Genomic DNA, 24,035 nt, shown 5'->3' with positions numbered 1-24,035 from the left:
GTGATCCGGCCCGCGTCCTCGCGGCGCCGCACCGGAGGACGAGCCGCCGGGAGTGTGCTCACAGCCGGCCGTAGGCCCGCAGCGTGTGCAGCGCCTCCAGCGTGACCCGTGGACGTCCCTCCAGCGCAGTCCCCGGTGCCCAGTGGTGCCGGTCGAGGTCCCAGCCGCCGTCGTCCCGCTGGCGGCCGACCAGATGGTCCAGTGCCCGCTCCAGCTCCACGTCGGAGAACCAGCGGCGGGCGGGCGAGCGGGGAGCACGCGCGAAGTCGGTCGGATAGTGGTACTCGCCCGGCGCATACCCCGAGGGGAGCGGGAGGTCCGCCCTGCGGTCCGGGTCGGTCACGACGAGGCGCTGCTCGCGCACCAGCGTCCCCAGACGCTCCGCGGCGGCCTCGGCACGGGGCCGGTCGGGTACACCCTCCAGGAAGGCGAGCGCCGCTCGTACCTCGTACGGATGGGTCTTGCCCAGGGACTCGACGGCGCTCCAGCAGTAGTCCGTCGCGCGGAACAGCCACGCGTGCCACACGTTGTTGCGGTGCAGGGCGCCGACCACCGGGCCGGTGGCCAGCAGGTCGCCCGGCGGGGTGTCCACGACCGGGAACCAGGGCGCTGCCGGACAGCCGCGCAGCGAGGGGTGCACGGCGGGCAGCGCACCCTCAGGGGTGGAGACCGCTGTCAGATAGCGGCCGATGCGCTCCACCCGCTGCCCGGCACAGCGCCCGATGCTGTCCAGGATCCGCACGGCGGCGGCGGTGTGCAGCGGCTGGCTCACCGGGCCGCGCAGATCGGGGTCGAGTGCGTGGCCGTAGCCGCCGTCGCTGTTGCGGTAGGCGTCGAGGGCCGTCTCGACGGCGCCCGGATCGCCGTCCAGGAAGTCGTACGCGAATCGGCGCTGCTCCAGGACGCGCGCCGTCAGCCAGATGAAGTTCTCCGCACGGGAGAGGACCGATCCACAGGGAGCCATTCCCCGACGGTAGGCCCGCGCGCCCCCGGGCGCCGGGCGGTCGGGGAGAGCCGACCCCTGAGGGCTGGATACTGGAGTCATGCGGTTGACGGACTTCTGGCAGCGGATGGCGGAGCACTTCGGCGAGTCGTACGCCGACTCCTTCGCGCACGACCATGTGATGTCCGGTCTGGGCGGCCGGACGGTGCACGACGCGCTCGCCGCGGGCTGGGACGCGAAGGACATCTGGCGCGTGGTGTGCGACGTCATGGAGGTCCCCGCGCACAAGAGGTGAGTCGTTTACCGGACGCCGTCTCCGCGGGCGCGAAACTTGCCTGGTGGGTGCACCGGGCGACGACGAGGGGCAGCGGGACGGTCGCGCCGGGAGCGGAGCCGGGAGCGGCGGCCCGGCGATCGGGGGGACCGGCTCGGGGGAGCCGCCCGGACCGCACCCCAGAGCGCGGGCCTCCGGTATGCCGGGCTGGCTGCCCCGTGCCTTCGTGCTCGCGCTCGGCCTCCTCGCCGCCTACCAGATCCTCAGCTGGGCCTTCCTGCGTGTTCTCGGTCTGCTGCTGAACGTGCTGATCGCGTTCTTCCTGGCGCTGGCCATGGAACCCGCCGTCGCCGGTCTGTCCCGGCGCGGCGTGCGGCGCGGCCCGGCCACCGCGCTGGTCTCCGTCGTCCTCCTGGCCGTCGCGGCGGGGTTCTTCGGGGCGCTCGGCTCGCTCTTCGTCGAGCAGGTCAGCCACATCGTGGAGAACCTGCCCCGCTATGTCTCCGACGTGCTCCGCTGGAGCAACGCCCACTTCCGCACCGACCTGGACGTCGACAGGCTGCGCTCCCGGGTCGTCCACTCCGACTGGGCGCGCGGATTCCTGCGCAGTGGGGCGCGGAACGTGTGGGGGATCTCCGCCACCCTGCTGGGCGGGGTCTTCCAGCTCCTGACGGTCGCCCTGTTCACCTTCTACTTCGCCGCCGAGGCGCCCCGCCTGCGGGTGGCGCTGTGCTCGGTGCTGCCGCCCGCGCGGCAGGCGGAGGTGCTGCGGGCCTGGGAGATCGCTGTGGCCAAGACCGGAGGCTATCTCTACTCGCGGGCCCTGATGGCGTTGATCTCCGGCGGTGCGCACTACGTCTTCCTCGAACTGCTCGGCGTGCCCTATGCCGCCGCGCTGGCGGTCTGGGTCGGAGTGGTCTCGCAGTTCGTGCCCACCGTCGGTACCTACATCGGCGGGGCGCTGCCGCTGCTGATCGCGTTCACCGTGGACCCCTGGACCGCCTTGTGGGTCCTGGTGTTCATCGTGCTCTACCAGCAACTGGAGAACTACGTCCTGCAGCCGCGCATCACGGCGCGCACGGTGGACATCCACCCGGCCGTCGCCTTCGGCTCGGTGGTCGCCGGGACCTCGCTGCTGGGGGTCGTGGGCGCGCTGGTCGCGATCCCCGCCACGGCGACGCTCCAGGGGTTCCTCAGCGCGTATGTGAAGCGCTACGACGTACCGGGTGACGGGGACGGGCCGCTTCCGCGGCGGCGGAAGGACCGTGGGGGACGTGGGGGACGTAAGAGGCACGAGGGGCACAAGGGTCGTGCGGGGGGCGAGGGGGGCAGTCGGTGGTGGCGCCGCGGCCGGTGAGCGAGACGGATCCTCGGCGGCGCCGGGCCCGCTTCCCCGTCGCTTCGGCGCCCTCATCTGCGGTTCTGCGGGTTTTCCACAGGCGTGCGGGGCGACTTGACGCAAAAATCGAACATCGATTCTTATGGAGGCTCCGGTGAGCACGCCCGCTCAGGCCATGGCCCAGTGAGCGCGGGTCCGGACCGATTGTCAGTGGCAGCCGCTAGCGTCGTGAGACGTGAAGCGATCGACTCAAGCAAACAACCGGGTGGCACCCATGGCAGGAACCGACCGCGAGAAGGCGCTCGACGCCGCGCTCGCACAGATTGAACGGCAATTCGGCAAGGGCGCCGTGATGCGCATGGGCGAGCGGCCGAACGAGCCGATCGAGGTCATCCCCACCGGGTCGACCGCCCTGGACGTGGCACTCGGCGTCGGCGGCCTGCCGCGCGGTCGTGTGGTCGAGGTCTACGGCCCGGAGTCCTCCGGCAAGACGACCCTGACCCTGCACGCGGTGGCCAATGCGCAGAAGGCAGGCGGCACGGTGGCCTTCGTGGACGCCGAGCACGCGCTGGACCCCGAATACGCCAAGCGCCTCGGCGTCGACACCGACGCGCTGATCCTCTCGCAGCCGGACAACGGCGAGCAGGCCCTCGAGATCACCGACATGCTGATCCGCTCGGGCGCGCTGGACCTGATCATCGTCGACTCGGTCGCGGCACTGGTGCCCCGGGCCGAGATCGAGGGCGAGATGGGCGACTCCCACGTGGGCCTCCAGGCCCGGCTGATGAGCCAGGCGCTGCGGAAGATCGCCGGTGCGCTGAACCAGTCCAAGACCACCGCGATCTTCATCAACCAGCTCCGCGAGAAGGTCGGCGTGATGTTCGGCTCGCCGGAGACCACCACGGGCGGCCGCGCCCTGAAGTTCTACGCCTCGGTGCGGCTCGACATCCGCCGCATCGAGACCCTGAAGGACGGCACCGACGCCGTCGGCAACCGCACCCGCGTCAAGGTCGTCAAGAACAAGGTCGCGCCGCCCTTCAAGCAGGCGGAGTTCGACATCCTCTACGGCATGGGCATCAGCCGCGAGGGCGGCCTGATCGACATGGGCGTGGAGAACGGCTTCATCCGCAAGTCCGGAGCCTGGTACACCTACGAGGGCGATCAGCTCGGCCAGGGCAAGGAGAACGCCCGCAACTTCCTGCGGGACAATCCCGACCTCGCCAACGAGATCGAAAAGAAGATCAAGGAGAAGCTGGGCATCGGCGTGCAGCCGCAGGATCCGGCCGGCGAGCCCGGCACCGATGCCGCGGACAGCAGCGCGGCAGCCCCCGTCGCGGACAGCGGCACGGATCCGGCCAAGAGCGTCCCGGCGCCGGCGGCCAAGACGGCCAGGACGAGCAAGGCGTCCAAGGCCGCCGCAGCCAAGAGCTAGTTCGTGACACGGCGCAGCGACTGGCCGGAGTACACGCCTTCCCCGGAGCCGCCGCCGGCCTCCGCCCGCTGGGGCGACGGCCTGCCGGCGGATATCCAGGACAGCGATGGTCCCGCTCCGTCGAGGGCCGAAGCGGGACCATCGCGTGCGTCGTCCCGGAACCGGGGGCGGGGCCCGGACGGGGGGCGGGGCCCCGGGGCGGAGGGCGAGCCGAAGGATCCGGTGGAGCGGGCCAGGGCCATCTGTCTCCGACTCCTCACCGGCACCCCCCGGACGCGACGGCAGCTCGCCGACGCGCTCCGCAAGCGGGAGGTGCCCGAGGAGGCGGCGGAGGAGGTGCTGGCCCGATTCGAGGACGTCGGTCTCATCGACGACGCCGCGTTCGCCACCGCCTGGGTGGACTCCCGCCACCACAGCAGAGGTCTGGCCCGCAGGGCGCTCGCCCGGGAACTGCGCACCAAGGGCGTGGACTCCACCGTGATCGACGAGGCCGTCGGCCGGCTCGACTCCGACTCCGAGGAGGAGACCGCCCGCGCCCTGGTGGCGCGCAAACTGCGCTCCACCAGGGGCCTCGACCGGGAGAAGCGCCTTCGGCGGCTCGTCGGCATGCTGGCCCGCAAGGGGTACTCCGAGGGCCTCGCGCTCCGGGTGGTCCGGCGGGCGCTCGAGGAGGAGGGCGAGGACCCGGAGATGCTCGACGAGTATCTCCATGGCCTGTGACGGCGGTGAGCGGGCCGGACGGCAACCTGGCCGGCGGTCCGGCAGCCCGCCGCAACCGGGCGCTGCCGAACCTGCCGCACCCGGCCCGGGCGGCACACCGCGCGCCACACGGTGCCGCGCCGCAGGAGCGGCCGTGGCCTCAGGTGTGCGCGCCTCCGCGCACCGCCTCCGCGCAGGCCCGCAGCGCGTGCGGGCGTCCCGCGGGAAATGCCGCTGCGAGATGGCCGTCCGCGCGGATCGCCAGCACCGTGTGCGCCGCCGCCTCCGGGTAGCTCTCGGCGACCAGCAGCGTCGCGCGCAACGGTAGCTCCGCCACGGCGGAAGCCAGTTCGGGCATCATGCCCGCCGTCAGCCAGTGCTTGCTGTCCCATACGCCGGTGCCCGGGGCCACCAGCAGCACCAGCAGCTCGCCGCCGGGCCCGCCCAACCATTCGTGCAGCGCGCCGCGGGAACCGTCCGCGGCCGTGACCGGGACGTCGGAAACGGGCGCCCCGGGGGCCGTTCCGACCGACACCGTCTCAGCATTCAGGCGCGGAGACGTCAACGGCGTGCGGGCGTAGGTGGGGGGCGCGCCCAGCAGTCCGCGCCCCAAGTGGCCGTCGGTGAGCAGCCCCAGATGGGAGCGCGCACCCCCGCCCGGGAGCAGCGCACGCAGCCCGCCGCCGCGCCGTACCACGGGCAGCGTCTGATCGACGGCGCGCAGCCGGGCGGCCACGGCACCCCGCCGCTCCGACTCGTAGCTGTCCAGCAGGGTGTCCGCCGCCGCGCCGTGACCGTGGTGCCAGGCCAGTGCGAGCTTCCAGGCGAGGTTGGCCGCGTCCCGCAGCCCCTCGTCGACGGACTGCACTCCCAGCGCGCCGGTCAGGTGGGCGGCGTCCCCGGCGAGGAAGACGCGCTGCACGCGCCAGTGCCGGGCCAGCCGCTGGTGGACGGTGTGCACACCGGTGTCCACGAGTTCGTACGGTCCGACACCGCCGCGCGGGGCGGGTTCCTGCGGTCCGGAACCGGGTCCGCGCCCGCCCGCGGACCCGCTGCGGGCCGGCGCCGCGGAGCTCACCGACTCCTCGGACCAGATCGCGAGCGTCTCCGCCACCCGCTCCAGCATCTCCTCGGGGGTGACCAGGTCGCCGCGCGGCGGCAGCAGCCAGTCCAGCCGCCATCTCTCGTCGGCGAGCGGGCGGGCGGTCACCTCTCCCGGCGCTCCGTCCGGGTCGCGGTGCAGCAGGGCACTGCCCACATCGGCGTCGCCGCGTCGGCCGTCCGCGTCGTAGGTCCCTTCTTCCCAGGGCAGTCGTACCCGCAGTGCGGCGACCGCGTGCCGTTCGACCGAGGTGCGTCCTGGGAAGCGCACCCCGAGCAGCTTGCGGACGGTCGAGCGTGCGCCGTCGCAGCCCACGGCGTAGCTGCCGCGCCACCAGGTGCCGGAGGGGCCCCGGGTGTGCGCGGTGACACCCTCGGCATCCTGTTCGAGCAGGTCCACATGGCTGCCGGTGACGATCCGGGCCAGCTTCTCGTCCGCCAGCGCGCCGCGCAGTGTCCGCTCCAGCGCGTGCTGTTCGATGTGCAGCGGTGCCTGCTCCGGCGGCAGGTCGATCCGCTCGACCGGCTGCGCACGGCGCCGGGTGCGCCAGGAGCGCCAGCGCAGTCCGGGCAGGGCGGGCAGGACGGCGGCGGTGTCCGGACGCAGCAGGCAGGTGCGGGCCGCGCGGGCCGCAGGGACGCCGTCGGTGGAGTCCAGGACCACGGAGGGGACGGCGTGCCGGGCGAGGGCGAGGGACAGGGCGAGTCCGGCCGGACCCGCCCCGACGACGATCACCGGGTCCACGGTGCGGAGACCTCACTGCCCTGGTGGTGCTGACGGGGGCCGGGGTTCTCCGATGGTGGAGCCTGGTGCGCGATCACGCTGGTATGCAACCCATTGCCTGAGCATGCGTCAAGTGAGGCCCTGGGACGCAGGGACGGCCTGTGGCACGGGCGGGTGCCCTTGCCACAGGCCGTCCGGTGCCGGCGCCGTGCGGATCAGCCGGTCGCGCCTCGGGTCACTTCGACGGCGGTGCGGCGCCGCCCGGGCCCTTCGTCTCGGGAGCTGCCGGGGCCGCGGCCTCCTCGAGCTCCTTCGCCCCGGCAGGCACGATGCCCGCCTTGGAGCGGCTGCCGCGCCGCTCGACGAACTTCGCGAGCCACGCCAGGGCGAGACACAGTGAGATGTAGATGGCGCCGAAGACGATGACTGTCTGCACCGTCGGATAGACGCCGCCGACCGGGGTGTTGTTGGCGATCAGCCGGGCCGAGTACAGCAGCTCCGGGTAGAGGATGATGTAGCCCAGCGAGGTGTCCTTGAGGGTGACCACCAACTGGCTGATGATGGACGGCAGCATGGCGCGTACGGCCTGCGGGAACAGCACCGAGGCGGTCACCTGCGTCTTGCGCAGTCCCAGGGCGTAGGCCGCCTCGACCTGGCCCTTGGGTACCGAGTTGACTCCGGCCCGCAGCACTTCGGCCTGGACGCAGCCGTTGTAGATGGTCAGGCCCAGCACGAGCGCCCACATGGGCGTCATGTGGCCGAGGATGCCCACCCACAGTGCGAAGATCGTGATGAGCAGGGGGATCGACCGGAACAGGTCGATGAAGACGACCGCCACCCAGCGCACCGGCTTGTGGTCGGAAAGCCGGGCCACGCACAGCAGCACCGCGAAGACCAGGGAGAAGACGCCCGCCAGTGCGAAGACCTTCAAGGTGGACAGCAGGGCCTCGAGGATGTTCTCCCGGATGCCCGCGTAGTTGAAGATGTCCCACAGCTCGCCCGCGAACTGCCCCTTGTCGTAGAGCCGGTAGCAGACCCAGGCGATCAGGGCGGCGAGACCGATGCTGCCGACGACCGAGTAGACGAGGTTGCGGAACCGCGCCTTCGGGCCGGGCGCGTCGAACAGGACGCTCGCGCTCATCGGGCGACCTCCAGACCCTTCTCCAGCAGCCGGAAGAGGCCGTTGATGGCGTAGGTGATGACCAGATAGCCGAGGGTGATCCAGATGAAGATCACGGCGATGTCGTAGCCGTCGTTGCTCAGGGTCTTCTGGATGTTGAACAGGTCGACGTTGTCGAAGGCACCGGCGACCGCGGTGTTCTTCGTCAACGCGATGAATATGCTGCTCAGCGGGGGGATGACCGAGCGCGTGGCCTGGGGGAGCACCACGATCCGCATCGTCTGGGTGAACGTCATACCGATGGCGCGGGCCGCCTCGGCCTGGCCCATCGGCACGGTGTTGATGCCGGAGCGGACGGCCTCGGCGACGAAGGACGAGGTGTAGAAGCCGCAGGCGCAGACAGCGAGGACGAAGGAGTCGACGCCGGGGAAGAGCACCTTGGGCACCACGAAGAACGCCACCAGGAACAACAGCGTCAGCGGGGTGTTGCGCAGCACGTTCACCCAGAGTGTGCCGAAGATGCGCAGCGGAGGAACCGGCGAGACCCGGAAGCCCGCGATCAGCAGTCCGAGTACCACGGCGAGCAGCGCGCTGACGACCGTCAGCCACAGCGTGCCGAGGAATCCCTCGCGGAACAGCGCCAGGTTGTCGAGCAGTACGTTCATGAATTCTCCGCGAGGAGTCGCGTAGGGACGGCGGGAAGGGCCGGACCGGTCACCCGGCGGTCACCCGCCGGGTACGAGGCACCGGGAAGGGCGGGCGGTGGGCCCGCAACACCACGCCCCGCCCCACGCGGCACCGGTGCCGGGGAGCGGGGCGTGCGGCATCACTTCTCGGTGATCTCGGGCGGCGTCTTGAACTTGGAGCCGGACTTGCCCAGCGTCGCGTCGTACGCCTTCTTGTAGTCGCCGTTGTCCTCGTGCTTCTTGATCGAGTCGGCGACGGCCTTCCGGAGTGCCGCGTCGCCCTTCTTCAGGCCGACGCCGTAGGGCTCGTCGGAGAAGGGCTTGCCGACGACCTTGAGCTTGCCGGAGTTCTGCGCGGCGTAGCCCATGAGGATCGCGTCGTCCGTGGTGACCGCGTCGACCTGGCCGTCGAGGAGCTGCGAGACGCACTCGGAGTACTTGCTCAGCTCGGTGACCTTGGCGCCGTACTTGGGCTTCTTGATGACCTGCAGCGGCGTCGAGCCGACGATGGAGCAGACCTTCTTGTCCTTGACCGACTCCGGTCCGGTGACCTCCTTCTCGTCCTTGCGGACGAGCAGCGAGGCGCCGGCGTGGAAGTACGGGCCGGCGAAGTCGATCTGCTTCTTGCGCTCGTCGTTGATCGTGTAGGTGCCGATCATCAGATCGACGTCGCCCTTGGAGACCGTGGTCTCGCGGGCGCCGGAGTCGACGGTCTTCCACTCGATCTGCTTGGGCGTGAAGCCCAGGTCGGCCGCGATCATCTTGGCCATCTCGATGTCGAAGCCGGAGTACTTCTTGGTCGACTGGTCCTGGAAGCCGAGGTAGGGCTGGTCGGCCTTGGCGCCGATGACGATCTTCCCGCGCTTCTGGGCCTTCTTCAGGACGGCCGAGTCGACGTCGACGTCCTTGGCGACCTCGTAGGTGGGGAGCGCCTTCTCGTCCGTCTGGTCCTTGGGCTTGTCGCCCGCGGAGCCCTCCTTGCCACCGCAGGCCGCGGTGGCGGCGAGGGCCAGGACGGCGGCTGCGGCCGCGGCGGTCTTGTGGAACTTCATGGTGAACATCCCTTGCTCGAGAAGTCGTTGGCCCGGTGTGCCGAGGCGCTGCCCGTCCGGCTGCGCGGCGCTGCCGGAGCGGGCGGTGGATACAGGGTCATACGGGGTCATACGGGGTCACATGGCAAGCGGTGACAGCTCAGTGGTGCAGGATCTTCGAGAGGAAGTCCTTGGCGCGGTCGCTGCGCGGGTTGCTGAAGAACTGCTCCGGGGTGGCTTCCTCCACGATCCGGCCGTCCGCCATGAAGACCACGCGGTTCGCCGCCGAACGCGCGAAGCCCATCTCATGGGTGACGACGACCATGGTCATTCCGTCCCGGGCCAGTTGCTGCATGACCTCCAGGACTTCATTGATCATCTCGGGGTCGAGGGCCGAGGTCGGCTCGTCGAAGAGCATGACCTTCGGGTCCATCGCCAGGGCCCGGGCGATCGCGACGCGCTGCTGCTGGCCGCCGGAGAGCTGCGCGGGGTACTTGTCGGCCTGGTTGCCGACGCCGACCCGGTCCAGCAGTGCGCGGCCCTTCTGCTCCGCCGTCTGCTTGTCCGTCCTGCGGACCTTGGTCTGGCCCAGCGTGACGTTCTCCAGCACCGTCTTGTGCGCGAAGAGGTTGAAGGACTGGAAGACCATGCCGACGTCGGCACGGAGCTTCGCCAGTTCCCTGCCCTCCTCGGGCAGCGGCTTGTCGTCGATCGTGATGCTGCCCGAGTCGACCGTCTCCAGCCGGTTGATGGTGCGGCACAGGGTGGACTTGCCCGACCCCGAGGGGCCGATGACGACGACGACCTCGCCGCGCGCGATGGTCAGGTCAATGTCCTGGAGGACGTGCAGCGCACCGAAGTGCTTGTTGATGTTGTCCAGTACGACCAGCTTGTCGGTCGCGGGCTCGGGACCGCCTGCGTCCTTGGTCACCGATACTTCGCTCATCGACGTCCAGCTCCGTCCTCGTCGGTTGCGAGGACCTTAGTGAGCGGCTGCGAGAAGCGTCATTACATCTGAGCTGAAATTGAGCATAACGATCCGGCCGCAACCCGGCACAGTGGGTATAGAGGGCAAGGGGGGACCGATCGGTTCTCCCGTGGCCTCGCCACGGCTGCCCTCCGCGGCTCGCCCGGGTCCGGTCGGGTCCGCGTGGGGCCGGTGTGCGGTCCCGGCGGCGGCCGGCATGACGGCCGCCTGACGGTCGTCGTACCGGCTGTATAACGGATGCCCGCGCGGTCCCGGGGAGCCCTTGACTCACCCGCGCCGATCAGCGTGGATGCACTGTTGGACTCGTTCGCCGGAGGCGGTGGGAGAACAGGAGGTGCCCGGTGAGACTGCTGCTCGTCGAGGACGACGACCGCGTCGCCGCGGCGCTCTCCGCCGTGCTGGCGCGGCACGGCTTCGAGGTCACCCATGTACGCAGCGGGGCCGAGGCGCTCCAGGAGCTCCTCGTGGGCGGTCAGGAGGGGCCGGGCTTCGCCGTCGTCCTGCTCGACCTGGGCCTGCCCGACCAGGACGGCTTCGAGGTGTGCGGCCGCATCCGCCGGACCAGCTCCACTCCCGTGATCATGGTGACCGCGCGGGCCGATGTGCGCTCCCGCATACACGGCCTCAACCTCGGCGCGGACGACTATGTGACCAAGCCCTACGACATGGGAGAGCTGCTGGCCCGGATCCACGCCGTCAGCCGCCGTACGGCAGCCGAGGAGGCACCCCCGCCCGGCGAGCGGACCGTCTCCCAGGGCCCGGACGCGGGCGGCACGCTGCGACTGGGTGCGGTGACCATCGAGCTGCCCACCCGGCAGGTCAGTGTGGACGGCGCACCCGTACCGCTCACCCGCAAGGAGTTCGACCTGCTGGCGCTGCTGGCCCAGCGCCCCGGTGTCGTCTTCCGGCGCGAGCAGATCATCAGCGAGGTCTGGCGGACGAGCTGGGAGGGGACCGGACGCACCCTGGAGGTGCATGTGGCCTCGCTCCGCTCGAAGCTGCGGCAGCCGACCCTGATCGAGACGGTGCGCGGGGTGGGCTACCGCATGACCGCCCGGGCCGACTGACCCGCCGGACCGGAACCCCGACGTGCGCACCCGCCTCCTCCCGCTCCTCATCGTCCTGCTGGCCGGCGTCCTGCTGGCGCTGGGCTTCCCGCTGGCATTGAGCCAGGCGCAGGCCGAGCAGCAGCGGGTGGTGGTCGACCGGATCGACGACACCGCACGGTTCGCCTCGCTCGCGCAGTTCGTCACCGCGACCAGCGCACCGGACGAGCGCCGCGCCACCCTCCAGCACGAACTCGACCGCTACCACGACCTCTACGGCATCCGTGCCGGCGTCTTCTACCGCGACGGCCGCACCATGGCGGCTTCCCCCGCCGGCTGGCGGATACCCGGCGAGGACAAGGCGGCCGGGCCGGAGGGGCGACCCGACGGCGCACGCGCCTTCGCCGAGGCACTGGCCGGGCGCCGCAGCCACGACCCGCCGCAGGTGTGGCCCTGGCAGAGCGACGGCCGGATCGCTGTCGCCTCTCCCGTCATCCGGGACGGCGACGTGGCCGCGGTGGTGCTGACCGACTCGCCCACCGGACCGATGCGGTCGCGGACCCTGCGCGGGTGGCTGGCCATCGCCGTCGGGGAGGCGGCCGCCATGCTGCTGGCCCTCGGTGCCGCGCTGCGGCTGACCGGGTGGGTGCTCAAGCCGGTACGCACCCTGGACCGGGCCGCCCACGAGATCGCCACCGGAAAGCTCACCTCGCGCGTCGTCGCCTCGGTGGGACCGCCGGAGCTGCGCAGACTGGCGCACTCCTTCAACGAGATGGCCGGCAATCTGGAGAGCGTGCTGGAGCAGCAGCGCGCCTTCGTCGCCGACGCCTCGCACCAGTTGCGCAATCCGCTCTCGGCGCTGCTGCTGCGTATCGAGCTGCTCGCGCTGGAGCTTCCCGAGGGCAACGAGGAGATGGCGTCCGTGCGGGCGGAGGGCAAGCGGCTGGCGCGGGTGCTGGACGACCTGCTCGACCTGGCACTGGCCGAGCACGCCGGCAGCGCGCATGTCCAGCTCACCGACGTCGCCGAGGTCGCTGCCGAGCGGGTCGCCGCCTGGCGGCCCACCGCGGAGCACAGCGGAGTGGAACTGCGGCTCGAGGGGCAGACGGCGGCGACCGGGTGGGCCGATCCGGTGGCGCTCTCCAGCGGGCTGGACGCCGTGGTCGACAACGCGGTGAAGTTCACCCCGGAAGGCGGCACCGTCACGGTCACCGTCCGCGCGGAGGGCGACAGCGTGACGGTGGAGACGGCCGACGGCGGTCCCGGCCTGACCGACGAGGAGCTGGAGCGCGTGGGCGACCGCTTCTGGCGCAGCGGCCGCCACCAGAACGTCTCCGGCTCGGGCCTGGGCCTCTCCATCACCCGCGCCCTGCTCGCCGGGGGCGGTGCCGGACTGTCCTTCGCGCACCACGAGCCGCGGGGGCTGCGGGTGCTGATCACCGTTCCCCGGAACGCCCCAGACGCAGCGTGAGGATCTGGAAGGGCCGCAGTGTCACCCGGACCCCTGCCTCCTCCACCGTGTGGTGCGCCCGCGGCTCGGCCAGTGGCCGCTCCAGCAGGTCCGTCTCGGTCACCGACGTGACGGGGAAGCCGGGCGCCAGCAGCGTGGCCGCCCGGCCGCCCAGCGACTCGTAGAGCCGCACGACCACGTCGCCGCTGCCGTCGTCCGCCAGTTTCACCGTCTCGGCGACGATCTGGTCGCTCTGTCCGCCGTCGAGCGCGACCAGCGGCGCGACGGGGCTCCCGCCCCCCGGCACGCTCCGCTCGGGCAGGTTGAGCCAGTGCCCCTCGCGCACCGCGTCCCCCAGGGTCGCGCCCGGCACCAGCCCGTAGCGCATCCGGTGGCGCCCCTGGTCCGTCTCCGGGTCCGGATAGCGGGGCGCGCGCAGCAGCGACAGCCGCACCGTGGTGGTCTGCCCGCCGTCGGCGCGGATGTCCCGGGTGACGTCGTGCCCGTAGGTGGAGTCGTTGACCAGCGCCGCGCCCCAGCCCGGCTCCTCCACGTGCAGCCAGCGGTGGGCGCAGATCTCGAACTTCGCCGCCTCCCAGGTGGTGTTGGTGTGGGTGGGCCGGAAGACGTGCCCGAACTGGGTCTCGGCAGCCGACCGGTCGGCCTTCACATCCAGCGGGAACGCCGCCTTGAGCAGCTTCTCGCTCTCGTGCCAGTCGATGTCGGCCTCCATCAGCAGCAGGGGGCTGCCCGCGCGCAGCGTCACCGACTGCACCGCGGTCGAGCTGCCGAAGGAGCGGCGGGCCCGGACGGTGGCGCTGCGGCCGTCCGCCGCGGAGAGGGTCACGTCGTCGGCGTGCGTGAGATCGGTGGCCGAGTGCCGGTAGAACGCGTCGACATCCCAGGCGTCCCAGTGGTTGGGCAGATCGGGGTGGAGCTGGAGGAGGTTGGCCGGGCAGCCGGGGGCCACGGCCTCCCGCCGGGCGCGCCGGTCGTACGCGGAGACGACCAGTCCGCGGCCGTCCACCTCCACCCGCACCAGCCCGTTGTCCAGCGTCCAGCCTCCGCGCCCCCGCTCGGTCACGGTCACGGTCTCCTCGCCCCCGGCGCCGTTCCGGTGCGCGGCGCTGTCCTCGGCGGCCGGCCGGGCGCCGCCCGCCGGGACGCCGCGGCGGGCGTGCGGGGAGCCGTTGAAGACGACTCCGCGCTCCCCGCGCCCGGCGAGCGCCCGCTGGGCCTCCTCGACGATCCCCGTCAGCTCCCCGGCGACCCGCGCATACGTCCGGCGGGCCTCGCGGTGCACCCAGGCGATGGACGATCCCGGCAGGATGTCGTGGAACTGGTGCAGCAGCACCGTCTTCCACAGTTCCTCCAGCCGCGCGTACGGATAGACGTACCCGGTGCGCACAGCGGCCGTGGCCGCCCACAGCTCGGCCTCGTGCAGCAGGGACTCCGCACGCCGGTTGCCCTGCTTGGTGGCGGCCTGCGAGGTGTAGGTGCCCCGGTGCAGCTCCAGATAGAGCTCGCCCTGCCACACCGGTGCGTCCGGATACTCCTCGCGCGCCTTCTCGAAGAACGCGGCGGGCTTCTCGACCGTGACCCGCGGTGAGCCGTCCAGATCACGCGTACGCGCCGCGCGCCCCAGCATCTCGCGGGTCGCGCCCCCGCCGCCGTCGCCGTGGCCGAACGGGACCAGGGAGCGCGAGGCGGCGCCCTTCTCGCGGAAGTTGCGCGCCGCGTGCGCCAGCTCCTCGCCGCTGAGCGTCGCGTTGTAGGTGTCGACCGGCGGGAAGTGGGTGAAGACCCGGGTGCCGTCGATGCCCTCCCACCAGAAGGTGTGGTGCGGGAAGGGGTTGGTGCTGCTCCAGGAGATCTTCTGGGTCAGGAACCAGTCGGAACCGGAGAGCTTCACCAGTTGCGGCAGCGCGGCGGTGTATCCGAAGGAGTCGGGCAGCCACACCTCCTTCGTCTCGATGCCGAACTCCTCCAGGAAGAACTTCTTCCCGTAGCCGAGCTGCCGCGCCATCGCCTCCCCGCCCACCATGTTGGTGTCCGACTCGACCCACATACCGCCCACCGGGACGAACCGGCCCTCGGCGACCTTGCGCGCGACCTTGGCGTACACCTCGGGCCGGTGTTCCTTGAGCCAGGCGAACTGCTGGGCCTGCGACATGGCGAAGACGAAGTCGGGATGCTCGTCCATCAGCGCGACCATGTTGGAGGAGGTCCGGGCCACCTTGCGCACCGTCTCGCGCAGCGGCCACAGCCACGCCGAGTCGATGTGCGCGTGTCCCACCGCGCTGATCCGGTGCGCCGAGGCCCGTGCGGGAGCGCTGAGCGCCGCCACCAGCCGCTCCCGCGACCGATCCGCGCTGCCGGGCACGTCGGCGAGGTCCAGCGCGTCCAGGGCCCGCTCCAGGGCGCGCAGCAGCTCCCAGCGGCGGGCGTCCGCCGGCGGCAGCTCGCGCATCAGGGAGTCCGCCACCTCCAGGTCCAGGGCCAGCTCCCACACCTGCGGCTCGAAGACCGCGAGGTCCATCCGCGCCAGCCGGTACAGCGGGGCGCTGTCCGCTGTGCGGACGTCGCCCTGGAGGGTCGGTGTCTGCGGCGTGTTGAGGATCGGATTCGAGGCCGCCTCGATGTACAGCTCGACCTCCTCACCGCCGGCTGCCGGCTCCGCCAGTCGCACCCAGGAGTTGCGCGGGTGCAGTCCCTTGACGGGCTCGCCGTCCGCCCGGTGCACCAGTCCCTCGCACTGGAAGCCCGGCATGTCCCGCTCGAAGCCCAGATCCAGCACGGCCTCCACGGTGCGGCCCGCCCAGGTGTGCGGCACCCGGCCCGTCACCCGGAACCATGTCGTGCCCCAGGCCGGTCCCCAGGTCTCGCCCACCGCCGCCGGCCGGTAGGGCGCCGAGACGCCGTCCGCCGCGGGCACCGGCTCTCCCGGCGCCTCCCAGCGTGCGACGGTCAGCGGCAGTGCGGAGGTGTGGACGGCGGGCCGTACGCGCTCCTCCAGCACCCGGCGCAGCCGGTCCTCGACGGTGCGGTGGTCGTCATGCATCGGGCGGCTCCTCGGTGGGGGTCGGGGCCTGGTGCCGGCGGCGACTTCCGGTCAGGGTTTGGCCGAGCGGTAGTAGCGGCGGGCTCCCTCGTGCAGCGGCACGGGGTCGGTGTAGATCGCGGTGCGCAGGTCGACCTTCTGCGCCGCGTGCACCTCGCGTCCGATCTGGTCCCTGCTCTTGATGACGGAGCGGGTGATGCCCTCTGTCAGCGCCGCGTCGGTGCGGTCCATGGTCACCAGCAGGTTGGCGATGGCCACCGTCTTGACGGACCGGCCGCGCTGCACGGTGGGATAGGCGTCGGGTGCCATCACGGCCGCACGGTAGTAGCGCATGTCGGGGCGCTGCTCGTGCAGCCGGGGGAGCAGGTCGCCGAGCTGCACCAGCCGGATGTCCGTCCGCTCCGCCAGGCGCTCGATCGCACCCGTGGGCAGCCCGCCCGACCAGAAGAACGCATCCAGCTCGCCCGCGGAGAGCAGGTCGGGCATGCGGTCGATGCCCTTGCGCACGGCGTGCACGTCGTGGTCCATGTCGAGCCCCGCGGCCTTCAGCAGCCTGCGGGTCACCAGGGCGACCCCGGAGCGCTTCTCACCCACTCCGACGCGCAGCCCCTTGAGGTCCTCGGCGCTGTCGACCGGCGAGTCCCGGGGCACGACCAGGTGCATGTAGTCGTCGTAGAGCCGGGCACAGGCCCGGATGTGAGAGGCGTCCTTGCCGCCCTTCTCCTGGTAGGCGGCGAGCGCGTCGGAGGCGGTGATCGTGAAGTCGGCCTCTCCGGAGACGATCCGGCCGAGGTTCTGCACCGATCCCTCGCTGTGCTGCAGCGTCAGGTCGACCCGGGGCAGATCCCGGTCCAGCCGTTTCTTGAACAGGGTGCCGTAGCGCTCGTACACACCGGTGCGCACCCCGGTGGCGAAAGTGATCTTTCCGCCGGGTGCGGGCGAGGGCGACGGCCGCAGCCACCACACCAGCAGCCCGCAGACCACGAGCACCGCTGCCGAGGCCCACAGCAGGCGTCGCCGACCGGTGCCGGAGCCGCCCGGGCGGCGCATCGGACGGGACACCGTTCGCGGACGCAGGCTGGCCATGGAAGGGGATACTGCCAGCCCCGCGGCCGGGAAGGGAGTGGCGGGCGTCACCCCGGGCCGCCTCCCGGCCCAACTGCCGTGTGCGAACCCGCCGATTCGCGAACTGCAAATTTCACACTGTCGCTTGCTGAGTGGAACTGCAGGGGCCATAGTGACGGTCAGACCACGCGCGTCACGGCCCTTCCGCGGGGCCGGGACCAGCTCGACGGAAGGCGCCTCCACGTGTACGCCGCCCCCGCTCGCAGGGATCCCGCAGCAGCCTCCACGCCGGCGTCTCCAGCGTCCGCCGGCAGTCCCTCCGCGGTGGCGCCACCCGGTCACGTGGAGGATCCGACCTGGCAGTTGCGTCTCCCCGCGCGGGAGCAGCACATCGCCCGCGCGCGCCTGGCCTTCACCGGCTGGCTGCGGGAGCGGGGGGACCCGCCGATATCCGCCGACGCCGCGGACGACGCCGTGCTGCTGCTGTCCGAGCTGACCACCAACGCCGTCGTGCACACCCGCTGCCTGCCCGATGCCGAACTCCTGTGCCGGGCCACTCTGGCGTCCGGGGAGACGCCCGCTGCCGCGCTGCTGCGGATCGAGGTGCACGACCACGCGGAGGGTGACGACCGCCCGAGGTTGAAGAACAGCGAGGCGGCCGACGAGGGCGGCCGGGGCCTGTGCATCGTGGCGGCCCTGGCGGCGGACTGGGGTGTGCGGCCCTCGTCCGCGACCGGCGGCAACGCGGTGTGGGCGACGCTTCGCCTCCCTGCCGAACCCGGCGCAGGGTGAGGTGCGTCACACTCCTGGGCCAGTGCCTGCGACGTGCCCTCACGCGGCCGAGGCCGCCCGTGCGAACGCCTACCCTTGTCGCATGAGCAGTAGCGACCGGAGTCAGGCAGCGGACGTCAAGGGGACGTACGAGGTACGCACCTTCGGGTGTCAGATGAACGTCCACGACTCCGAGCGGATGGCGGGACTGCTGGAGGGTGCCGGATATGTCCGCGCCCCCCAGGGCACCGACGCGGCGGACGTCGTCGTCTTCAACACCTGCGCCGTGCGCGAGAACGCCGACAACCGGCTCTACGGCAATCTCGGCCAGCTCGCCCCGAAGAAGGCCGCGCGCCCGGGGATGCAGATCGCGGTCGGCGGCTGCCTGGCCCAGAAGGACCGGGACACCATCGTCGAGAAGGCTCCCTGGGTCGACGTCGTCTTCGGCACCCACAACGTCGGCAAGCTGCCCGTGCTGCTGGAGCGCGCCAGGCTGCAGGACGAGGCGCAGGTCGAGATCGCCGAGTCGCTGGAGGCATTCCCCTCCACCCTGCCCACCCGCCGCGAGAGCGCCTACGCGGCGTGGGTCTCGGTCTCGGTGGGCTGCAACAACACCTGCACCTTCTGCATCGTCCCGCAGCTGCGGGGCAAGGAGAAGGACCGCCGCCCCGGCGACATCCTCGCCGAGATCGAAGCGCTGGTCGACGAGGGCGTCAGCGAGATCACCCTGCTCGGCCAGAACGTCAACGCCTACGGCTCCGACATCGGCGACCGCGAGGCGTTCAGCAAGCTGCTGCGCGCGTGCGGCCGGATCGACGGACTCGAGCGCGTCCGCTTCACCTCGCCCCACCCCCGCGACTTCACCGACGACGTGATCGCCGCCATGGCGGAGACGCCCAACGTGATGCCGCAGTTGCACATGCCCCTGCAGTCCGGATCCTCCCGCGTCCTCAAGGCGATGCGGCGCTCCTACCGGCAGGAGCGCTTCCTCGGGATCATCGAGAAGGTCCGCGCCGCCATTCCGGAGGCCGCGCTCTCGACCGACATCATCGTCGGCTTCCCCGGCGAGACCGAGGAGGACTTCGCCGAGACGCTGCACGTGGTGCGCGAGGCCCGGTTCGCGCAGGCGTTCACCTTCCAGTACAGCAAGCGCCCCGGCACTCCCGCCGCCGAGATGCCCGACCAGATCCCCAAGAAGGTCGTGCAGGAGCGCTACGAGCGCCTGGTGGCACTCCAGGAGGAGATCTCCTGGGAGGAGAACAAGAAGCAGGTCGGCCGCACGCTGGAGCTGATGGTCGCCGAGGGCGAGGGCCGCAAGGACGACGCCACCCGGCGGCTGTCCGGACGTGCCCCCGACAACCGGCTGGTGCACTTCACCCGGCCCGAGGAGCCGGTGCGGCCCGGAGACGTCGTGACCGTCGACATCACCTACGCGGCCCCCCATCATCTGCTCGCCGAGGGACCCGCCAGGGCCGTGCGCCGCACGCGTGCGGGCGACGCCTGGGAGCGGCGCACCTCCGCGCCGCAGGAGCAGCAGGGCAACGGCGTCATGCTCGGGCTGCCCACCGTCGGCGCCCCCGATCCGCTTCCGGTCGCCACCGGTGGCTGCGGCCTGGGCTGAGCTGCTGCGGCCCGCGCCGAGCGGACACCGAATACCGAGTGCCGGGGAGGGCCGGGAAACCACCGGCCCTCCCCGGCCGGCCGGGCGGTCGCCGGACGGCGTCACCTGTTTCGGCCGATCTCGCACGGGCGGGTGAGTCCCGGCGCGGGCAGGGTGGGAAGTGGCGTGCGGGGCACTTAAGCTGCGCGCCATGCTTGTCGCCGCAGCCGTATGCCCTTGCCCCCCGCTGCTCGTGCCCGAGGTCGCGGGCGGAGCCGCCGCCGAGATGGACCAGGCGCGGGCCGCCTGCTACGACGCCCTCGGTGTCCTGGCGGCCGCCCGCCCGGACCTGTTGTGCGTGCTCGGCCCCGCGGAACCGGCCGGACGCGGTCCCCACTCGCAGGGAGCACGGGGAACGCTCGCCGGGTTCGGCGTGCCCCTCGAGGTGAGTCTCGGCAAGGGCGAGCCCGCCCGCCGCGAACTGCCCCCCTCGCTGACCGTCGGCGCCTGGCTCCTGGAACGCACGGACTGGACCTGCTCCCCGGTCGAGGGGCTGGGCATCGGGGAACCCCTCTCGCGGGACCGCTGCCAGGAGGCGGGCCGAGAGCTGGCGGCCCGCGCCGACCGGGTGGCGCTGCTGGTGATGGGCGACGGCAGCAACTGCCGCACTCTCAAGGCGCCCGGCTATTTCGACGAGCGGGCCGCGGCCTTCGACGCGGAGGCCGCCCGCGCGCTGTCCGAGGCCGACACCGCCGCGCTGCTCGCGCTGGACGAGGAGCTGGCGTACGAGCTGAAAGCCGCCGGACGGTCCTCCTGGCAGGTGCTCGCGGGTGCCGGGCAGGGCAGCGACCTGGCCGGAAAGCTGCTCTACGACGAAGCGCCCTACGGCGTGGGCTACCTGGTCGCGAGCTGGTCCTGACCGTACGTCCGGACTGCGCCGCGGGTGTACCCCCGTTGCGGCGGACGGCAGTGGGGGCGTCCGGCGCCGATGCGCGCCGTACACCCCCACTGAGTGCCTTCCAGGGCTGCCGGGCGGGGCGCCGAGGACATGCCGGATGAAAGCCCGGGGCGCCGGAGCGGCCGCCGCGGAATGCCCGCCTGCCGGGGGCCCTCGGAGGGCCGCCGGAGGCCGTCCGACGGTGAAGGTCACGGGACCGTGCCGGCCGCTGTCCGGCACGCGGCCGCGGCGGCCCAGGGCCGCCTGCCCCGGGGCCGGCCGAGCCCCACCGCGCGGGGGAGGCAGCCGGTCCCGCCCGGAGGGCTCAGGAGCCGGTGCCGCTGCCGCCGGCAGGGCCGGCCCCGGACTGCCCGCCGCCCGACCCGCTGCCTCCGCGGCCTTCGTCGGCCAGCTTCCGAGCGGTGTCCTTGGCCTTCCGGGCGCCGGAATCGATCTTGTCGCTGTACTTGCCCTTGGTCTTGGAGTCCGCTACCTGCGCGGCCTTGTCCACACCCTGCTGGACCTTGTCGCCGTGCTGGCCGAGCATGCCCTTGACCTTGTCCATGAAGCCCATCGCGGTTCACCTTTCTCCCACGCCGAGCGGACCTCGCCGCACGGCCTACTTGCGGGCGTTCTCTCCCGTCTCGCTGTCGGCGGCCTCGTCCGCGGACGGTTGCTTGGGGATGCCGACACCTGCTTCGCCCGGTCCGCTGCCGGCCGCCGCGGCGGTCCCGGCGTCGGCCGCCCCCTCGGATTCCTCGGAGCCATGTGCATCCACCGGAGCCTCTGCGGCCGCACGAGCCTCCCCCGAGGACACATCCTCACGGCCCCGGGTGCCCGCTCCGCCCGATTCCACGCCCTCCGGTTCGCTGCTCTCCGGTTCGCCGCCCTGGGGATGCACCGCGGCGGATCCGCCGCCCGGCTCGGTGGGCAGCTCCCGGGCTTCGGAATCCCCCGCGGGGGTGGCCTCACGGGCCTCCTGCGTTGACGTGCTGGACGAACGACCGAAAAGTTTGGCAAAAACGCCCATAATTACTCCAGATCCTCCTCGTGCGGGCGAAATCCCGTGCCGCGCGGAGCGTCCCATTGCGCCGCCCCTGGGCACCGGCGGAAAACCGGCTGTCGGAACCTCGCAACGGGGAACGACCCCATGGGCGCCCCGTCACGTCGCTCGTTCGAGAAGGCGCCGACGGGTTTGCGAGACTTGACCCGTGAATGACGCAGCCGCCTCCCCGCCCCTCCCGTCGGATTCCCCGCCGGTCGTCGCCGTGGTGGGCCCCACCGCGGCCGGCAAGTCGGACCTGGGCGTATTCCTCGCCCGTGAGCTGGGCGGCGAAGTCGTCAACGCCGACTCGATGCAGCTCTACCGGGGCATGGACATCGGAACGGCCAAGCTGACCGTCCAGGAGCGGCAGGGCGTCCCGCACCATCTGCTCGACATCTGGGACGTCACCGTCGCCGCGAGCGTCGCGGAGTACCAGCGGCTGGCCCGCGCGGAGATAGACAGGCTGCGCGCGCTGGGCAGGGTGCCCGTACTGGTCGGCGGCTCCGGGCTGTACGTCCGCGGCGCACTGGACGCCATGGAGTTCCCCGGCACCGACCCCGAGGTGCGCGCCCGGCTGGAGGCGGAGCTGGCGGAGCACGGCCCCGGCCCGCTGCACGCGCGGCTCGCGGCAGCCGACCCGGAGGCGGCCCGGGCGATTCTCCCCAGCAACGGCAGACGCGTCGTACGGGCCCTGGAGGTCATCGAGATCACGGGGCGGCCCTTCACCGCGAACCTGCCAGGTCACGAGGCCGTCTACGAGACCGTGCAGATCGGCGTGGACGTGGCACGGCCCGAACTGGACGAGCGGATCTCCCGCCGGGTGGACCGGATGTGGGAGGGCGGCCTGGTGGAGGAGGTCCGGGAGCTGGAGCGGCAGGGGCTGCGGGAGGGGCGCACGGCCCCCCGCGCCCTCGGATACCAGCAGGTCCTCGCCGCACTCGCGGGGGAGTGCACGCTGGACGAGGCCCGCACGGCGACCGTCCGCGCGACCAAGCGCTTCGCGCGCCGTCAGGACTCCTGGTTCCGCCGCGATCCGCGGGTGAACTGGCTGAGCGGAGCGGTCGCCGACCGGCGGGAACTGCCGGGGGCGGCGCTGGCGTTGCTCACGGAGGCGGTTACAGCCTGATCACGTGATGGCATCGGGAAGCCCTGAGCGACCGTCCCGTCACCCCCGGCGTGCCATCATCGAGCAACGTCGGGTGCCGTGAAGCCGGAGTTGGGAGGGCGCGTGGCAATGGAGGCCAGCCCTCGGGACGATTCCACTCCCGCGGACGCGGAGCTCTCGCCGGAGCGCGAGCTGCCGGGGCGTGCGGTCACGGGGGACCGTGAGCCGCTCCCGGGGCACGAGCTCGCGGCGGACGCGGAGGCGGACCCGGATCCGGACGAGCCGGTCGCCGAGGAGCCCGGAGCGGAGCAGGGGCCGCCGGTGGAGCCGCACGAGCTGCGTCCGCAGCGCAAGCTCCGGCTGTGGCAGCTCGCGCCGATCGTGGTGCTGGGTGCTCTCGGCTCGCTGATGTTCGCCTTCCCGCTCGCCTTCGAGCCCGGCGACAGCGCCGGAGCGGTGGTCGCGATGCTCGGGCTGCTGCTGTGCGGCTGCTCGGCCGGCTGGAGCGTGATGGCGGCCCGCCGGGTGGGGCACACCTGGCCGGGGCTCCCGGCCCGCGGCTCCGGCGGACGCCCCGACTGGCGGGTCGTCCTGCTCTACGCCGTGGTGGTCTGCACCGTCGTGGCGCTGGCCGTCTGGCGGGTGGCCCGGCTCCGCTGACCTGCCCGCCGCCGTGACCTGCCCGCAGACGGGGTGCGCCCCTGACTCCCGTACGATCGGCAGCGTGATCAGCACACCAGGAGTGCCGTTCCTCAAGGGGCACGGCACGGAGAACGACTTCGTGATCATTCCGGACCCGGACGGTCTGCTGGACCTGCCGCCCGAGACGGTGGCCCGGCTGTGCGACCGGCGTGCGGGCATCGGCGGGGACGGCCTGCTGCGCGTCGTCCGCTCGGCGGCGCACCCGGAAGCCGCGTCCATGGCCGCCGAAGCGGAGTGGTTCATGGACTACCGCAACGGCGACGGATCCGTCGCGGAGATGTGCGGCAACGGCACCCGCGTCTTCGCGCGCTACCTGGAGCGTGCCGGGCTCGCCGGAAGCGGCGAACTCCCCGTCGCGACCCGCGCGGGGGTGCGCAGGGTGCACATCGCCGAGGACGGCGGTGACATCACCGTGGGCATGGGCGCGGCCGAACTGGCGGCACCGGCCGGCGAGGCGGGCGGCGACGGGAGCGGGATCACGGTCAGTGTCCCCGGGCACACCTGGCCGGCCCGCAAGGTCGGCATGGGGAATCCGCACGCGGTGGTGTTCGTCCCGGACCTGGCGGAGGCGGGCACCCTGCAGGAGGCGCCGCAGGTGCTGCCTGCCGCCGCCTACCCGGACGGCGTCAACGTCGAGTTCGTGGTCGCGCGGGGCCCCCGGCATGTCGCGCTGCGGGTGCACGAGCGCGGTGCGGGCGAGACCCGGTCCTGCGGCACCGGTGCCTGCGCGGTGATGGTCGCGGCAGCCCGCAGGGACGGTGCCGATCCGCGGCGGGACGGCGTGGCCGTGACCTACACGGTGGAGGTGCCCGGAGGCCGCCTGGAGATCACCGAGCGGCCCGACGGGGAGATCGAGATGGCCGGCCCGGCCGAGATCGTCGCATCGGGCGCGATCGACCCGGCACTGCTCTCCTGA

The 24,035-nt window shown here is 72.2% G+C and carries 22 protein-coding genes; 12 read left to right on the top strand and 10 right to left on the bottom strand.

What is annotated here, in order from left to right; all coding sequences use genetic code 11:
* Positions 1–58: 58 nt before the first annotated feature.
* Positions 59–964, bottom strand: coding sequence for a hypothetical protein (locus BMX65_RS29425; RefSeq protein WP_075003398.1), 906 nt, complete (start codon positions 962–964; stop codon positions 59–61).
* A gap of 79 nt (positions 965–1,043) precedes the next feature.
* Between BMX65_RS29425 and BMX65_RS29420 the strand changes: the two genes are divergently transcribed.
* From BMX65_RS29420 to recX, 4 genes are all read left to right on the top strand, one after another.
* Positions 1,044–1,238: a DUF3046 domain-containing protein gene (locus tag BMX65_RS29420; protein ID WP_075003397.1), complete on the top strand. Its 195-nt coding sequence runs from the start codon at positions 1,044–1,046 to the stop codon at positions 1,236–1,238.
* A gap of 43 nt (positions 1,239–1,281) precedes the next feature.
* Positions 1,282–2,574 (top strand): AI-2E family transporter, encoded by a 1,293-nt coding sequence (locus BMX65_RS29415; protein ID WP_420856803.1) that lies wholly within the window; start codon positions 1,282–1,284, stop codon positions 2,572–2,574.
* Positions 2,575–2,830: 256 nt separating this feature from the next.
* A complete protein-coding gene (gene recA / locus BMX65_RS29410; protein ID WP_075003395.1) occupies positions 2,831–3,988 on the top strand; it encodes a recombinase RecA in 1,158 nt (385 codons plus the stop codon).
* Positions 3,989–4,081: 93 nt separating this feature from the next.
* The gene (gene recX, locus BMX65_RS29405) at positions 4,082–4,708 is read left to right on the top strand and encodes a recombination regulator RecX (RefSeq protein WP_398764275.1); all 627 of its coding nucleotides are present in this window, start codon (positions 4,082–4,084) and stop codon (positions 4,706–4,708) included.
* Between the two features lie 139 nt (positions 4,709–4,847).
* On the opposite strand, the gene BMX65_RS29400 is transcribed toward recX, so the two are convergent.
* The 5 genes from BMX65_RS29400 to BMX65_RS29380 form a co-directional block, all read right to left on the bottom strand.
* Entirely contained in the window at positions 4,848–6,533 is a 1,686-nt protein-coding gene (locus tag BMX65_RS29400; protein WP_075003394.1) for an FAD-dependent monooxygenase, read from the bottom strand.
* A gap of 214 nt (positions 6,534–6,747) precedes the next feature.
* Positions 6,748–7,653 (bottom strand): amino acid ABC transporter permease, encoded by a 906-nt coding sequence (locus BMX65_RS29395; protein ID WP_075003393.1) that lies wholly within the window; start codon positions 7,651–7,653, stop codon positions 6,748–6,750.
* The gene (locus tag BMX65_RS29390; RefSeq protein WP_019359926.1) at positions 7,650–8,297 is read right to left on the bottom strand and encodes an amino acid ABC transporter permease; all 648 of its coding nucleotides are present in this window, start codon (positions 8,295–8,297) and stop codon (positions 7,650–7,652) included. Before BMX65_RS29390 ends, BMX65_RS29395 begins: the two co-directional genes overlap by 4 nt.
* A gap of 161 nt (positions 8,298–8,458) precedes the next feature.
* A complete protein-coding gene (locus BMX65_RS29385; protein ID WP_075003427.1) occupies positions 8,459–9,370 on the bottom strand; it encodes a glutamate ABC transporter substrate-binding protein in 912 nt (303 codons plus the stop codon).
* Between the two features lie 139 nt (positions 9,371–9,509).
* Positions 9,510–10,295: an amino acid ABC transporter ATP-binding protein gene (locus BMX65_RS29380; RefSeq protein WP_075003392.1), complete on the bottom strand. Its 786-nt coding sequence runs from the start codon at positions 10,293–10,295 to the stop codon at positions 9,510–9,512.
* A 383-nt stretch (positions 10,296–10,678) separates the two neighbouring features.
* On the opposite strand from BMX65_RS29380, the gene BMX65_RS29375 reads away from it, so the two are divergent.
* Positions 10,679–11,404 (top strand): response regulator transcription factor, encoded by a 726-nt coding sequence (locus BMX65_RS29375; protein ID WP_075003391.1) that lies wholly within the window; start codon positions 10,679–10,681, stop codon positions 11,402–11,404.
* Between the two features lie 22 nt (positions 11,405–11,426).
* A complete protein-coding gene (locus tag BMX65_RS29370; protein WP_075003390.1) occupies positions 11,427–12,854 on the top strand; it encodes a sensor histidine kinase in 1,428 nt (475 codons plus the stop codon).
* Here BMX65_RS29370 and BMX65_RS29365 read toward each other — a convergent pair.
* The gene (locus BMX65_RS29365) at positions 12,820–15,894 is read right to left on the bottom strand and encodes an alpha-mannosidase (protein WP_075003389.1); all 3,075 of its coding nucleotides are present in this window, start codon (positions 15,892–15,894) and stop codon (positions 12,820–12,822) included. The two genes, BMX65_RS29370 and BMX65_RS29365, sit on opposite strands and share 35 nt — an antisense overlap.
* A gap of 51 nt (positions 15,895–15,945) precedes the next feature.
* Positions 15,946–16,980, bottom strand: coding sequence for a TAXI family TRAP transporter solute-binding subunit (locus BMX65_RS29360; protein WP_398764147.1), 1,035 nt, complete (start codon positions 16,978–16,980; stop codon positions 15,946–15,948).
* Positions 16,981–17,283: 303 nt separating this feature from the next.
* Between BMX65_RS29360 and BMX65_RS29355 the strand changes: the two genes are divergently transcribed.
* From BMX65_RS29355 to BMX65_RS29345, 3 genes are all read left to right on the top strand, one after another.
* Entirely contained in the window at positions 17,284–17,751 is a 468-nt protein-coding gene (locus tag BMX65_RS29355; RefSeq protein WP_075003387.1) for an ATP-binding protein, read from the top strand.
* Between the two features lie 82 nt (positions 17,752–17,833).
* Positions 17,834–19,351 carry a tRNA (N6-isopentenyl adenosine(37)-C2)-methylthiotransferase MiaB gene (miaB, locus tag BMX65_RS29350; RefSeq protein WP_075003386.1) on the top strand — a complete coding sequence of 506 codons (1,518 nt, stop codon included), beginning with the start codon at positions 17,834–17,836 and terminating at the stop codon, positions 19,349–19,351.
* A gap of 190 nt (positions 19,352–19,541) precedes the next feature.
* Entirely contained in the window at positions 19,542–20,249 is a 708-nt protein-coding gene (locus BMX65_RS29345; RefSeq protein ID WP_075003385.1) for a class III extradiol dioxygenase subunit B-like domain-containing protein, read from the top strand.
* A gap of 343 nt (positions 20,250–20,592) precedes the next feature.
* Here the strand turns inward: BMX65_RS29345 and BMX65_RS29340 are convergent, their stop codons facing one another.
* Positions 20,593–20,841 carry an antitoxin gene (locus tag BMX65_RS29340; protein ID WP_075003384.1) on the bottom strand — a complete coding sequence of 83 codons (249 nt, stop codon included), beginning with the start codon at positions 20,839–20,841 and terminating at the stop codon, positions 20,593–20,595.
* A 45-nt stretch (positions 20,842–20,886) separates the two neighbouring features.
* Positions 20,887–21,045 (bottom strand): gliding motility protein, encoded by a 159-nt coding sequence (locus BMX65_RS29335; protein ID WP_239501933.1) that lies wholly within the window; start codon positions 21,043–21,045, stop codon positions 20,887–20,889.
* Positions 21,046–21,478: 433 nt separating this feature from the next.
* On the opposite strand from BMX65_RS29335, the gene miaA reads away from it, so the two are divergent.
* From miaA to dapF, 3 genes are all read left to right on the top strand, one after another.
* Complete coding sequence (gene miaA, locus BMX65_RS29330; protein WP_075003383.1) at positions 21,479–22,438, top strand: tRNA (adenosine(37)-N6)-dimethylallyltransferase MiaA; 960 nt, start codon at positions 21,479–21,481, stop codon at positions 22,436–22,438.
* A 108-nt stretch (positions 22,439–22,546) separates the two neighbouring features.
* Positions 22,547–23,077, top strand: a complete 531-nt coding sequence (locus BMX65_RS29325) for a hypothetical protein (protein ID WP_075003382.1) — start codon at positions 22,547–22,549, stop codon at positions 23,075–23,077.
* A 67-nt stretch (positions 23,078–23,144) separates the two neighbouring features.
* Positions 23,145–24,035: a diaminopimelate epimerase gene (gene dapF, locus BMX65_RS29320; protein ID WP_075003425.1), complete on the top strand. Its 891-nt coding sequence runs from the start codon at positions 23,145–23,147 to the stop codon at positions 24,033–24,035.

The organism is Streptomyces qinglanensis (assembly GCF_900111245.1).
Taxonomy (GTDB): Bacteria; Actinomycetota; Actinomycetes; order Streptomycetales; family Streptomycetaceae; genus Streptomyces; species Streptomyces qinglanensis.
This window is presented reverse-complemented; position numbering and strand designations above follow the sequence as displayed.

Excerpts from the sequence above, each read along its gene's own strand:
- BMX65_RS29345 (WP_075003385.1), top strand. The coding sequence starts at position 19,542 with ATGCTTGTCGCCGCAGCCGTATGCCCTTGCCCCCCGCTGCTCGTGCCC.
- BMX65_RS29360 (WP_398764147.1), bottom strand. The coding sequence starts at position 16,980 with ATGGCCAGCCTGCGTCCGCGAACGGTGTCCCGTCCGATGCGCCGCCCG.
- BMX65_RS29365 (WP_075003389.1), bottom strand. The coding sequence starts at position 15,894 with ATGCATGACGACCACCGCACCGTCGAGGACCGGCTGCGCCGGGTGCTG.
- BMX65_RS29395 (WP_075003393.1), bottom strand. The coding sequence starts at position 7,653 with ATGAGCGCGAGCGTCCTGTTCGACGCGCCCGGCCCGAAGGCGCGGTTC.
- BMX65_RS29420 (WP_075003397.1), top strand. The coding sequence starts at position 1,044 with ATGCGGTTGACGGACTTCTGGCAGCGGATGGCGGAGCACTTCGGCGAG.
- BMX65_RS29385 (WP_075003427.1), bottom strand. The coding sequence starts at position 9,370 with ATGAAGTTCCACAAGACCGCCGCGGCCGCAGCCGCCGTCCTGGCCCTC.
- BMX65_RS29390 (WP_019359926.1), bottom strand. The coding sequence starts at position 8,297 with ATGAACGTACTGCTCGACAACCTGGCGCTGTTCCGCGAGGGATTCCTC.
- BMX65_RS29380 (WP_075003392.1), bottom strand. The coding sequence starts at position 10,295 with ATGAGCGAAGTATCGGTGACCAAGGACGCAGGCGGTCCCGAGCCCGCG.
- miaB (WP_075003386.1), top strand. The coding sequence starts at position 17,834 with ATGAGCAGTAGCGACCGGAGTCAGGCAGCGGACGTCAAGGGGACGTAC.
- BMX65_RS29425 (WP_075003398.1), bottom strand. The coding sequence starts at position 964 with ATGGCTCCCTGTGGATCGGTCCTCTCCCGTGCGGAGAACTTCATCTGG.
- recA (WP_075003395.1), top strand. The coding sequence starts at position 2,831 with ATGGCAGGAACCGACCGCGAGAAGGCGCTCGACGCCGCGCTCGCACAG.
- BMX65_RS29325 (WP_075003382.1), top strand. The coding sequence starts at position 22,547 with ATGGAGGCCAGCCCTCGGGACGATTCCACTCCCGCGGACGCGGAGCTC.
- BMX65_RS29340 (WP_075003384.1), bottom strand. The coding sequence starts at position 20,841 with ATGGGCTTCATGGACAAGGTCAAGGGCATGCTCGGCCAGCACGGCGAC.